The following is a 13509-nucleotide window of genomic DNA, read 5'->3' on the forward strand; positions in this document are numbered from 1 at the left end:
TCCCTCCCGCGCCTGACATCGCTGTGCCGGAAAGACTGGTATAATAGTTTCTAATGTGACGGTATTCTAGCGCTAATTGTTGAGGCATCTATGACCGATCCGGCTGCCGCCCGCCCGCTAGAGATGGATAAAGCCTACGAGCACCGCCTTGTCGAGCAGCGGCTCTACGATTGGTGGGAGCGTAGCGGCCTGTTTGCGCCGCGCGATGACGCGCCCCGCCCTCCGTTTGTCATCTCGATCCCGCCGCCTAATGTCACCGGCGAGTTGCATCTCGGCCACGCGATGTTTGTCGCGATCGAAGACTTGCTGATCCGCTGGCGCCGTATGCAGGGGTATCAGACATTGTGGGTACCCGGTACTGATCATGCCGGCATTGCTACCCAGACGCAGGTTGAGAAGCTGCTCGAGCGCGAGGGAACGTCGCGACAGGCGGTGGGTCGCGAAGAGTTTTTGCGCCGCACGTGGGAATGGAAAGAGAAGTACGGCGGCGAGATTACGCGCCAGTTGCGCCGGCTCGGTGCGTCGTGCGACTGGTCGCGCGAGCGGTTTACCCTCGATCCCGGTTTGTCGCGCGCGGTGCATACTGCGTTTAAGCGCCTCTACGATGATGGCCTGATCTATCGTGGCACTTATCTCGTCAATTGGTCGCCCAAGCTGCAAACCGCCGTTAGCGATCTTGAAGTCGAGTACGAAGAGCGTAATGTCTCGATCTGGTACGTGCGCTACCCGATCCGCACTGCCGAATGGGTCGGCCCCGCAGCGCCGTGGGGGTCAGGCCAGTGGGCTGCCGGCGCGACTGAGTTTATTACCGTCGCTACTACGCGCCCGGAGACAATTTTGGGTGATACAGCGGTGGCCGTCGCTCCCGGCGATGCGCGTTATGCCCATCTGGTCGGCAAAGAGGCGATCTTACCGGCGCTGGCTCGCCCCATCCCGATTATCACCGACGAGTATGTCGATCCAGAGTTTGGCTCCGGCGCGGTCAAGATTACCCCCGGCCACGACAAGAATGACTACGAAGTCGGCAAGCGCCACCACTTGCCGATGATTAATATTATGAATCCCGATGCGACCATCAACGAGGCGGGCGGCCCCTATGCCGGGTTAGATCGCTTCGAGTGTCGCAAGGCAATACTGGCCGATCTCGAACGCGAAGGCTTGCTGGTCAAGACCGAACCGCACAAGATGAATGTCGGCATTAGCCAGCGCGGCGGCGAGGTGATCGAGCCGCTCCTCTCCGAGCAGTGGTTTGTTCGCACCAAGCCGCTCGCCGAGCTGGCGATCGCCGCCGTGCGCGATGGCAAGGTGCAGATCGTGCCCGAACGGTTCGAGAAGGTCTATTTCCACTGGCTGGAAAACATCGAAGATTGGTGCATCTCGCGCCAACTTTGGTGGGGGCATCGCATTCCGGTCTGGTATATGCCCGATGGCTCGATCGTCGTGCCCGGCCCCGACGAGCCGCCGCCTGCTGAGGGCGTGCAAGACCCCGATGTGCTCGATACGTGGTTCAGTTCCGGTCTGTGGCCCTTCAGCACGCTCGGCTGGCCCGACGACACCGAAGACTACCGCCGCTTCTACCCTACCAGTGTCATGGAGACAGGGTACGATATCCTGTTCTTCTGGGTGGCGCGTATGATGATGATGGGGTGCTACCTCACTGGTCAGCCACCTTTCCACACCGTCTACCTGCACGGGTTAGTGCGCGACGAGCATGGTCGCAAAATGTCAAAGTCGTTCGGCAATGTGGTCAATCCGCTGGAGGTTATCCAGCAACACGGCGCTGATGCGCTCCGCTACACGTTGGTGACGAGTGGCACTCCCGGCCAAGATGTCAACCTCAACCCGCAGCGGATCGAGGCGGCGCGCAATTTTGCCAATAAGATTTGGAATATCACTCGCTTTGTGATCGGCAAACTCGGTGATCTGCCGCGCAACGAGAGCGTGAAGGTAACGCCGGAGGAGCTGCACGCTGCAGATTTCACCCTCGCTGACCGTTGGATCCTCTCGCGCTACGCTCATCTGGTGGCAGAGGTGGATCGGTTGATGGAAGGCTACAACTTCGGCGAAGCGGGCCGCCAGATCCACGATTTCCTCTGGGGCGAGTTTGCCGACTGGTATGTCGAGATTGCCAAGGTGCAGCTCGAAGGCGATGTGCAGCGAGCACAGCTTACCCGCCGCGTGCTCTTCACCGTGCTCGATGGCAGCTTGCGCTTACTCCACCCCTTTATGCCCTTCGTCACCGAAGAGGTGTGGCAGTACTTGACCGAGGCCTACCAGCGCCCCGATCCCGGCCCCGATACAGCGTACTCCGAGCTTGGCCTGCGCACGCTCAGCTACGCGCCGTATCCGATGCCGGTGGCAGGTATGAGTGATGAGGCGGTCGAAGCCGATTGGGCGCTGGTGCAAGAGCTGATCGTCGCGATCCGCAACGTGCGCAGCGAGTACAAAGTCGAGCCGGCGAAGTGGGTGGCGGCTACAGTGGTGGCCGGTGAGCGGGCCGATCTCTTGCGCGGGCAAGCGCCGCTGATCAGCCGGTTGGCCCGCGTGGCAATGGACGATTTGACGATTGTTGCCACGCTTGGCGAGCGTCCGCGGCAGGCGGCCTCAATCGTGATCGGTGCGGTGGAGTGTTTCCTTCCGCTGGCTGGTCTGATCGATCTAGCCGCCGAACGCACCCGTCTGCAAAAAGAGCTGGCCCAAGCCGAGGCCGATGTCGAGCGGCGTGCTTCTCGTCTCAATAACGAGAGCTTTGTTAGCAAAGCGCCGGCTCACGTCGTGCAACGTGAACGCGAAGCACTGGCGGCTGCTGAGGCTGCGTTGGCCCGCTTGCGCGCGCGCATTGCTGAGTTGGAGTGATACACAGTGTGTTCCCCCTCCCTCCGCATACGGGGTGGCGGGCAGAACATCTAACCCAGTACACTCATTTGTTGCTGTAAAGGGAGCTGGCCCTTCAGGGCCGAGTTCCGGTGACGAAACCCGCTGCGCCGACTGATGCCCCTCACCCCCAGCCACTACTCTCGCGCTAGTGGGAGCGGTGGCTGGGGGTGAGGGCGAATCGGATCATCGCAAAGCTATCAACTACGCTTGCGCTCATGCGTTCTATCCGTCCTTGAACCGTGAATGGGGAGAGGGCTGTGTCCAGCGCTAGATTCAAGCAACAGCGGATGATGGTCATATCCATCATCCGCTGTGGTGTCTCTGCCTATTATTGAGCTGATCGCTCGGTGAATTTTTCTTCACAAAACGCGGCAATGCCCCGTTTTCCCGCTAAGTCGTGGCATTACAAATACTCGCGCTGATTAACCCGCCGCCGCCACTCCTCCTTGATCTCAATCGCCGTTCCCTGCGAGACCAAGAAATCGAGCAACAACCGGCCAAAGGTATTAGCCTGTTCGAGGAAGGGGAAGTGGCTGGCTTTCGGCAGCACCAACAACTGGATCGGGCGTTCAGCCAGTTCGTTAAGGAAGGCAGCGTGAACCGGATTGACGATCGGGTCTTTGCCGCCGTATACCGCCAGCAACGGTGTTTGCAACGAAATAATATGCGGACGCAGGTCGGTCTCTAAGAGCGATTCATGCACCTGATTGAGTACCTTTTCACTCAAGCTCGCTGTGTCTTCCTCAATCTCGTGCTGAATTTCAGCATCAGCCACCTGCAACGAACGTACCATCCGCACCCAGCCATTCTGCGTCGTGTTCATTCCTAACAAGCGTGACAGTGTGCCCGGCTTGATGTGCTGCGCCAGTATCTGACCGTGCAGCGGCGTTGCCACCGTCAGCAGCCGGTTAATCCGTTCGGGGTATTGATGGGCCGCGAGGATTGCCACCATCCCCCCCATACCGTGCCCGACCAAGGTGGCGCGGGCGATGCCGAGGCGATTCATAAACTGCAGCAGCATCTCGACATAGGTGTTGACGGTAAATTGATCGCCGCGGCGGTCGCTCTCGCCAAAGCCCCAGAAGTCGAAAGCGTAGGCGCGATTCCGCTCAGAGGCGATATCCATAATCGGCACCCAATAGCGCCACGATCCCATCCAGCTATGCAGGAAGATGATCGGCTGGCCACGGCCAAAGACTTCATAATGGGCGAGGCGGTTATCGAGGTGGATGACGCTCATAGTTCCACCTCCTCGGTATGAGTGCCGTTGGACGCCTGTTGCAGCGGGATCGCGAACGAGAAGGTGCTACCCTTGCCCAGCTCGCTGGTCACCCAGATCTCGCCGCCGTGCATCTCAACCAATTGCTTCGCGATGCTCAACCCTAATCCGGTACCGCCGGCGACATCACGTAGCGGGTTATCGGCACGGTAGAAGGGACGGAATAGTTTCTTTAGTTGTTCAGGTGACATACCAACGCCGGTATCTTCCACCTCGATCTGCATCATATTGGCCCGGTTTACGAAGGCGCGCACCGTAATCGAGCCACCCTCATAGGTGTATTTCACTGCGTTTGAGAAGAGGTTGAAGATAATCTGGCTCACCCGCTTCTGATCGGCTATCACGTATGGCAGGGCGGGTGAGGCGTCAATTCGTACCGTCATTCCCTTGCGCTCATACTCGAGTCGCAACGATTGCACCACTTCCTCAATAACAATTGGGATATCAACCTGCGTAAAGGTCAACTTCTTCTTGGAGTCGGGCCGCGAGAACTCTAGAATATCTTCGATCAGGGCGCGTAACCGGTTGGTATTGTTCTTGATGATGTTCAAGTAATTGAGCTGATCGGGCGTCAGGTTGAGGCTGGCCGTCAGCAACAGCACATCGATATAGCCCTTGATCGCCGTGAGCGGTGTGCGCAGCTCGTGGCTAACGTCGGAAATAAACTGGCGCTTCTCTTTATCAGCCTCGATTTCGCGCGTAATATCTCGCAACACTGCCACTTCGCCATAATGCTGGCCATCAGGGCTGCGCACTGGCGCGATATTGATCGCGATCACCTGCGTGGGATCGGTCAAATCAACTGATGTGCTAAAGATGCTTTGCGTCTCTCGCATCCGGCGCAAGCCATGCAGAATGCCGTTGTAGATTGCTTGGCCGCGCCGCCGGCTCGCTTCATCTTCGCCGATCTCGGCCAAGCGAGACAGTGGTTGGCCGAGTACTTGGTCGGCAACTATCTCCAACACCTGTTCAGCCGCCGGATTGAAGAGCGTAATCTGCTGCTGCGGATCGAGCACAATGACGCCTTCAGTCATCGAGCGGAACACCGCCGCGCTCTTTGACGACTCTTCGCGCTGCTCTTCGAGCAGCACCGCGTTGCGGAGCGCCAGATCGTTAATAAAGCCGTAAAGCTGCGCATTATTGACTGCCGAGGCTACGACGCTAGCGATCGTGCCTAGCAAATTCATTTGCGAGTCGCCGAAGTAGTTCCGTTGCGGGCTTGACAGAATCAGTACACCGATCGCGGTATCGCTCGTCTGCAACGGCACGCCGGCCACCGAGCGCACATCATCGGCGCGACCGAGTTCTTTCAGCCAGCGCGGATCGCGATCGACATCGGGGATATTGACTGGCTCGAGATGGTGTATGATCCAGCCAGCCAACCCCTCAGTTCCATCTGAGAAGCGCAGCGGTATATTCGCCCCCTCGACGTGGCCGCGACCGTAGAGAACGGCACGGCATATCAGCGCATCAGTGGCAGGATCGCGCAGTATCAACGAGCCGCGTTCTACCCCAAGATTTTCGGAGATAAGCTCAAGCGCGCGCTGAATGATCAAGTTCAAATCAAGCTGAGTTGTCAATTCCAGCGTGATCCGGTTAACCGCTTCAAGCCGCTCTTTCTCCTCTGATAACAAGCGAGTGGCCTGCTCAAGCTCAGCGGTGCGTTCGCGCACCCGTGCATCCAGATCGGCAGCCAGATTGCTAATCTGATCGAACAGGCGCGCATTCTGGATCGCTTGACTCGCTTGGCTGGCAATGGTAAATGTGACCGCCAGCGCCTCTTCATCATAGGCGTCTGGTTCTTTGAGGCTGATGGTCAGGATGCCGACCAACTCATTGTCAACCAGCAGCGGCGCACCGATCCATGAACCATCGCTCCACCCAAGCCGGCGAAGGTCGTCAAAGCGCGGGTCGCTTTGCGTGTCGGCGATCAGTATCGGTTGGTGTTCGATCGCCATAGTCTGGAAGAGGCTACTCGCTTCGAGGGCAATGCTGCCCTGAGGGGGTATCGTCGGCCCAAAGCCATACGCCTCGACAACGCGGAGATCACCGTAGCCCTCATCGCGCAGCAGCATGGCGGCGCTATCATACCGCACAATCCGCTGCAGTTGGCTGAGCACCAACGTCTGAATTTCGCGCAGCGCCAAGGTAGACGTGAAGGACTGCGCCACTTCGCGCAGCATATCGGCTTGGCGACGCCGTTTTTGCTCAATTGCAAAGAGCTGCGCGCTCTTGAGCGCCTGCGCCGCTTGATTGGCCAAAATCGACAGCAGCGAGATCTGGTGCGGTCTCCACTCGTGCGGGGTGCGCATACCAACCCAGATCGCTGCCAGCCGTTCTTCGCTAGAACCAACGGCAATACCAAGCGCACTCCGCACACCGAGTTTCACTGCATGGTGCTGGCCATCCTCAATCTCGCTCAGATCGCTAATCGCAATCGGCTGGTCGCGCTGTAACAGCTCGGTCGTCAGACCGCCACGGCGGAAATCAACGTTGATGTCTTCGCGAAACTCATACCCATCGATCAAGACTTGCCGTTCGATATTTCCCCGCCGGTCGAACCGGAGCACGGCGCCCAGTTCAGCCCCCAGTAGACGCACGGCTGCATCGGCAATGAGCATCTGGATGGTGTCTGTATCAAGGGTGCCAGACAGATTCTGTGACACCTCGAACAGGGTGCTCATCTCGCTCGCGTTTTGGCGCGTTTCGCTAAACAGCCGGGCATTGTTGAGGGCTACCGCTGCTTGATTGGTGACGGTGGTGACAAAGCGCAGATCGTTCTCATCGAAGGCGTGTTGAGCGTAGCTCTGAATGTTGATCACGCCTAACACTTGGTCACCATAGATGATGGGCACAACCAAATACGACTCTTCAATCGCTGTATCGTCACCTATTCGTCCTTGGTCAACCAGCAAGCCCATTGCCCGCGCTGCTGCGGCCGTGCTTAATAAGAGTGGTCGCCGGTTGCGAATAACCCAACCGTTTGTGCCCCCGCCAAGCGGTCGCGGTTCAAGCCAGATTCGCTCGCCACGGTCGTAGGCGATAGGATAGCTGAGCGTATTGCTTGCTTCATCGTACAGGGCAATCAGCGAGGTGCTGGTATCAATGATCTCGCTAATCCCCTGATGGAGCCGTTCGATCAATTCGTAGATGTCAAGCGAGGCATTAACCGCTGCGCTAATCCGGTTAATAATCGTCAGCTCAGAGATTCGCTGCTCGCGTTCTTCAAACAAACGCGCATTTTCCAGCGCCGTTGCCGCCTGATCGGCGAGGCCGGCCAGCAGCAGCATTTCATCGTTCGTAAACTGGCGCCGGTAATTGGTCATCACACTGAGCACGCCGATGATCTGCTCACGGTAGATCACCGGCACGCCCATAAATGAGATCAAGTTGTTGCGCTGTTGGTAATTGGGGTAGAGTGATCCTCCCTGCGTATTAACATCTTCGATTATCAAGGGCTGGCCGGTTTCGGCCACCTTTCCGGTAAAGCCCTGCCCGATCGGCACCCGCATCGTGCGGCCTTGCTCAGCTGGAATGCCATCGAGTGCCGCCGGCGTCAAGATATTGCCCTCGCTGATCGTCCACAACGCCACGGTGGTGACGTTCAACTGGCGGCTTACCAGCTCCATCAGCTTATCGAGCACCTCTTGCGGGCGCAGCAACGATGAGAGAATGCGCGCTGCGTCGAGCAATGTTGATAACTCGCTGACCTTCTGGCGGGTTGCTTCGGCGCTCCGTTGTGCTTCGACAGTGGCGCGCGCGCGCGCAATCGCGGTGCTGGTCTGATTGGCAATCGTCTGGCAGAGTTCGAGCACCTGCGGTGAGAAGGTGCCATACCGTCCGACGAAGTCTAGCCCGACTGCGCCAATCACTTCATCATTGAGAATAATCGGAATGATGCCAATCGACCGAATATCGAGCGCGCGGAAGGTCTGGTGGGTTGGCGCGAAGAGTGGGTCGTTCTGAGCGTCTTCAGAAACGAGCGGCCGTTTCTCGCGGTCGAGCCAGTCAACCGAGGGGTTGTCAAACAGTTGGATCCGGAGCTGATCGAGAAGGCCGCTCTCGACATACTCGGCGACTGCCGGCGCATACCCGCTTTCGCGGTCGTAGATGACCATCCGCGCTTGATCGACGCCGGTAGCAGCGGCCATCGCGTTGACGATCTCTTGGTAAATGGCCTGCAAGTCGGTCAGCGCGTTGGTTGTGGCGGAAACTCGGTTGATAAGGGCTAGTTGCTCGACTTGGGCCTGTGCCCGTTCTAGCAAACGAGCATTCTGCACGCCAAGCGCTAATTGGTTGGCGACGGTGGTCAGAAAGGCGCGTTCGCGTTCATGGTAGATGCCGGGGGTATAGCTCATCACAGCCAACACGCCGACCACCGTCTGATCACCGATCAACAGTGGTACCCCCAACCAAGCCGCCGACTCACGCTCGGATCCAAACTTGACTGGACGGAAGCCTGCTTGATCGGCTTCAGCCGTCAGATTAACAAACTGGAGAGGATGGCGTGTGCGAATAATATACTCGGTCAAGCTGCCCGGCTTTGGCGGCTCACGTCGTTCGGTAATGGTCTCGATCCCTTCATCCACCTCGTAGCAGAAGGTCATTTCATCGCTTTCCGGGTCATACAGGTAAGCAACGAAGGAATCGAGGCTCAGAAAACTGCACAGATGATGGTACACATCGCGCAGCATCTGCCGCTGATCGAGGGTCGAGGCGATGGTCTGCCCAATGCGATTAATGCTATTCAGCTCAGTAATGCGCTGCTCACGTTCGGCGAACAAGCGCGCGTTTTCCAGTGCAATCGCGAGTTGGTTGGCCAGTGCCGCTAAGAAGCGGAGCGTGCGATCGGTAAAGGCGCCCGCGGTCTCACTTTGCACCGACAGCACACCGATCACTGCTCCTTGGCTGATCAGCGGCACTCCGATCCACGAACGCACCTGTCGGCCTTCACTCACTAAGATTTGAGCTTGGTCGTGCAAGTTGCTATTCAGCAGATCATCGATCCGTAATGGATTGCCCTCGTCAATAATCTTGGCAGTCAAGCCCGCTTTCGGCGCCGTGCGTTTGTGATATGCAGCCAACGTTGCGCCGTGTTGCTTGAAAAGTTCAAACCGTACCGTCTCTTGCTCAGCATGGTAGCTGGCAATGTAGAAGAAGTCCGGCGTGCCAAGGAACGCGACAATCTCTTGATACACCCGTTCGAGGAGCGTATCGAGATCGGTAGTAGAGGTTGCGGCTGCACCGACGTGGAACAGCGCCGCCATCTCTTCGGCCCGGTCGTGCGCTTCGCGGAACAATAGGTGGTTTTCAATTGCAATCGCGGCCTGATCGGCGAAAATTTCTAGCGGCTCAACCGTGCGGGCCGTTGGGCGCTGGCGATCTTCGGTGTCGCTGGCAAAGATCATTCCCAGCAACATCCCATCGGTTGAGTAGAGCGGCACGCAGAGCCGGTCTTCGAGTTGCCATTCATTGCCGCTACGTTCATCAACGAACGGATGATAACCAAAGATGCCGGTGTCGAAGCCTGCTTCAAGTGCCCGTGCTTCATCTGCCGGAATAAAGTAGGTTCGTCCTAAGCGGAAGCGTGGATCGAGGTAGCGGGTAGCTAGTTTGAGCGGCAATGGGTGTTGGGCCAGATTCGCTTGTTCGCTAAGCGGGATGCCGGCGGCTGCCTCCAGATAGAGATAATCACTCTGATCTGGCCGGGCAAGGCAGAAGAGCACGGTTCGCAGCCCAACCGCTTCGATAATGCTATAGCCAATCTGTTCAAGCAGGCTCGCCAACGACTGGTCGGCGCGTAGTGCCTGCCCGATTTCCAACACATCGTTGAGGATATCAGCCCGGCGCTGGAGCATCTTCGCCATGTGCTCCAGCTCGAGGTAGTGTTGGGCATTCCCAATGCCGATAGCAGCCTGATGCGTCAGAGCACGCAGGAATTCGACCGCTTCGTAATCAAAATGGCGCGATTGTTCCGCCAGCAGCAAGACGAGACCATATACGCTGCCCTGATAGAAGATAGGCGCCGCTAGCGCCGAATTCGCATTCGGGCACAATAACGCCTCGCGCTCACCTTCGCTAAGATGGTCGCTTAGGGCAGCCTCGCGCTTGGTCAGCGCTTCTTGCGCAGTAAGCACCGCTTGACCAAGCATACTGCTAATGAGCCGGCTACGCAGCGGCGGTGTGTAGCCAATTACTTCGACAATGAGGAATGCGCTCGTCTCGGCTTCAATCTCTTCAATCAGCGATTGGTGCAACAGTTCGGCTAGCGAAGGGTTGTTATTTTGGGCATTGGCCGGATTAATGCGCAACGCGATCAAGCCATGACTGGCGCCAGTCGCGCGGAGCGCCTGTTCGAGAACAAAAGCAAGGATTTCATTTTGGTTGAGCGTAATCGCCAGTTGGCTGCCGATCCGTTGCAGGGCGCGCAGTTGTTCGATGCGCAACCGTAGACTGCTATCCACTTGGGCAAACCGGCTAGCATTGGCGATGGCACGTGCCGATTGGCCAGCCAAGATGCTCAATAACCGTTCATCTTCGGCGTTGAAGCTGCTGGGTTGGGCAGAGACGAGTTCTAACGCGCCGAGCAGGGTGTTACCGCTGCGTAATGGGATACCTAGATAGCTGCGCGCCGGCAGATTGGTGTTCAACATCAGCCCGCTTATATCGTCGAGCGTACCCAGCCACGCTGGTGGCAGGCTGAGATCATCGATCCGCAGCAGTCGCTGGTGGCGGGCCACCCACGAGCTGAGTGTGTCACCCTCATCGCCTACCCGGCAATGCAGACCCTGCTGGCAAGCGACGCGCAGGCGTTGGTTGCGTTCGTCAAGGAGCGTAATCCGCCCTCCGCTAAACCGCGCCAATTTCGCTGCGCCGGCTAAGGTTGACTCCAGCGTTTCATCCAGTGAGAGATCCGCTGCCAGTAGTTCACTGATCTGTTGCAGCCGTTCTAGTTCACCTGCACGCCGTTGGGCAGCATCGTAGAGCCGCCGGTGTTGGACGGTCGTCGCGATCTGCGCACTCAGTACTTGCAGCAGATTCCGTTCAATCTGGTCAAGCATGTGAGCCGGAGCCGCATACCCCATCGCCAACAAGCCGACAACCTGATCCTTGCTTCGCAACGACGTCAGCCACACGCTGCGGCAGCCAAACGTCGCCGCATGCGCCGCGATCGGGTTGCTACTGGCTTCAATAGTTGTTTCAGCGATTAAGACCGGCTCGTTTCGCTCGCTCATCGCCTGCAAGGCCGGCACTAGCTTGATTCGCTCAAACCCGCTTACTCCGCTGGCATGCTCGCTGTAGACGGCAATGGTTTGCAATTGGCGCGGTTGGTTCGGATCAATGAGGTAGACCGCCCCGAAATCGGCCTCAAGCGCCAGCGCCATATTCTCGGTCGCGTGGGCGATCGTCTCTTCGATCCTGACCCCCGACCCAATTTCCAGACTATTCTCATACAACACGAAGAGCTCGCGCGCGTGTCGGCTTTCGTGTTGCTGGAGCTTCGTTGCATAGAGCAGCAGGGCAAGCGGGCGGGAAAGGAAGTGAATAGTTTGCGCAGCTTCAGGACCGGGATTCAGCAGCAAGAGCAACCCTACCAACTCAACGCCTACAGAAAGCGGCTCAACTAACAGATCCCATTCGGTCGGGACATCCCGGTGTTGGGTGCGTGTGCGCCACACGCCGCGTTGGTAAGTTTGCAACGTGATCGTTTGCTCGATCGCCTCGTTGTCATTAATCGCAACTTGGTCGGGAAAGAGGGTATCACCGGCGCTGCTGACCGCCCGGATCAGCGTTTGATTGCTAAAATTGATCCAATACACCGCCAGCGCTTTTGCTGGCAACAGTGTCGTCGCCTGCCGACATAACTGCGCGAGTGCTACTGTTAGATCACCGGTGCCGATGTTTTCAAAAGCGGTATAGCCAAGGGCGCGCAATCGCTCACCCCGCTCGTGGACACGCGCGCGCTGCCATACACCAAGGAGGGTCGTGATTTGGGTAATAAGCGCAGTAGTAAACGCAGCCTCGAACGTGGCCGTGAGTGTCAAGCGACCATACAGAGACGTGGCATCCCGTAATTCAAGCGCTGTCCCATTCAGTGGCACGTGCCCCCAGACTACGCTCGCTAATTCGCGTTCATTGGCCAGCAGGGTTAAGCGACCACCAACGCCAAGGTGGCGTTCGAGCAACTCGCCAATCAGCGTGCATAGCTCGGCTGGCTCAGTTTGGCCAAGCGGCTGCTGGCTATGCAAAGCCAGTTGGGCAAGTAGTTCCCAACCCTGAGGAGGTGCTCCGGTGATCGTCGTATCCATAGTGTCGCTATCGCTCCTGCTGACGTGTCTGGGCTGCACAGGCGACTACGGAATGTATCAACAACATGCAGTTCGACCATTCATAACAGGTTTGGTCAGGAGCGACCATAAGCTACGAAGCTACGCTTGCCTTGTTCGCGCGCTTGCACCAATGCTCGCTGCCGCACCTCTTCTGCCGCTTCACTCAGCTCGCGGATGTCGGCGAAGGGGCCGTCATCGTTGGTCAGCACACCGATCGAGAGCGACATCAACGGCGCTTGTCGCGTCTCGCCATTGTCATCAACAAACTCGATATAGCCTTGTTTGCGGTGCCGATAATTGTAATGAAGGCCGATCTCTTCGTCGAAGCGGGCGATGATACGATCACAAATTGTCTGGATCCGTTCGGGAATGGTTGTAATGAGGAATGATTGCCCAACCGACTGCTGGCCGATAAATTCCTCATTGCCGCCAACTTCACTAACCACTTCGTTGAGCATCAACGCCACAAAGCGCAGCACATCTTCGCCAACCACTGCCCCATAGACTTGGGTAAAGGTCTCGAAGCCGTTGATATGTACATTGAGCAATCCCCACCGCGGCGCCGTCAACAATTGGCGGAGCTGGTCATTGAGCAGTTCCGCAGTGGGCAAGTTCGTGACCGGATGGAGCTGATTGCGCCGACGCGCGTCTTCAAGCTGGTTCTTGACGATCGTATGCACCTCTTCGATATCGAAGGGCTTGACAATGTAGTATTGCGCTTGCACTTCACCCAATCCGATCAGCCGGTCGCGCCGTTCGCCGCGCGCCGTCAAGAAAATGATCGGGATGTGCCGCGTGCGCGGGCTGGCGCGTAACGCCCGCCCAACATCGTATCCCTCCATATCGGGTAAATTGACGTCAAGCAAGGCCAGATTCGGCGGTGTTTTGCTGCAAATCTCGATCGCCTGCTGGCCGCGCAGCGCAGTGTAGACTTCGTACCCCTGTGCGGTGAAGTAGATCTTCAGCAGGCTCGAAATGTCTGGCTGATCTTCAACGACGAGGATGCGTTCTTTGCTCACAATC

Annotated in this window: 4 protein-coding genes; 1 reads left to right on the forward strand and 3 read right to left on the reverse strand. The window is 57.7% G+C overall.

Going from position 1 to position 13509, the window contains the following annotated elements; all coding sequences use genetic code 11:
• The first annotated feature begins 90 nt into the window (after positions 1-90).
• Entirely contained in the window at positions 91-2856 is a 2766-nt protein-coding gene (locus Q1A00_RS02875) for a valine--tRNA ligase (protein WP_298482542.1), read from the forward strand.
• A gap of 424 nt (positions 2857-3280) precedes the next feature.
• Here Q1A00_RS02875 and Q1A00_RS02880 read toward each other — a convergent pair whose 3' ends face one another.
• The 3 genes from Q1A00_RS02880 to Q1A00_RS02890 all read right to left on the reverse strand — a co-directional run bounded on the left by Q1A00_RS02880 (position 3281) and on the right by Q1A00_RS02890 (position 13505).
• Positions 3281-4117 carry an alpha/beta hydrolase gene (locus Q1A00_RS02880; protein WP_298401934.1) on the reverse strand — a complete coding sequence of 279 codons (837 nt, stop codon included), beginning with the start codon at positions 4115-4117 and terminating at the stop codon, positions 3281-3283.
• On the reverse strand, positions 4114-12465 hold the full coding sequence (locus Q1A00_RS02885) for a GAF domain-containing protein (RefSeq protein WP_299755166.1): 8352 nt from the start codon (positions 12463-12465) through the stop codon (positions 4114-4116). Before Q1A00_RS02885 ends, Q1A00_RS02880 begins: the two co-directional genes overlap by 4 nt.
• A 95-nt stretch (positions 12466-12560) precedes the next feature.
• Entirely contained in the window at positions 12561-13505 is a 945-nt protein-coding gene (locus Q1A00_RS02890) for a response regulator (protein WP_298401930.1), read from the reverse strand.
• Positions 13506-13509 lie beyond the last annotated feature (4 nt).

It is taken from the genome of uncultured Chloroflexus sp., assembly GCF_938091255.1.
In the GTDB taxonomy this organism is placed as follows: domain Bacteria; phylum Chloroflexota; class Chloroflexia; order Chloroflexales; family Chloroflexaceae; genus Chloroflexus.

Bases quoted from the DNA above. Each gene is read 5' to 3' on its own strand.
- Q1A00_RS02885 (WP_299755166.1), bottom strand. From the start codon at position 12,465: ATGGATACGACGATCACCGGAGCACCTCCTCAGGGTTGGGAACTACTT.
- Q1A00_RS02875 (WP_298482542.1), top strand. From the start codon at position 91: ATGACCGATCCGGCTGCCGCCCGCCCGCTAGAGATGGATAAAGCCTAC.
- Q1A00_RS02880 (WP_298401934.1), bottom strand. From the start codon at position 4,117: ATGAGCGTCATCCACCTCGATAACCGCCTCGCCCATTATGAAGTCTTT.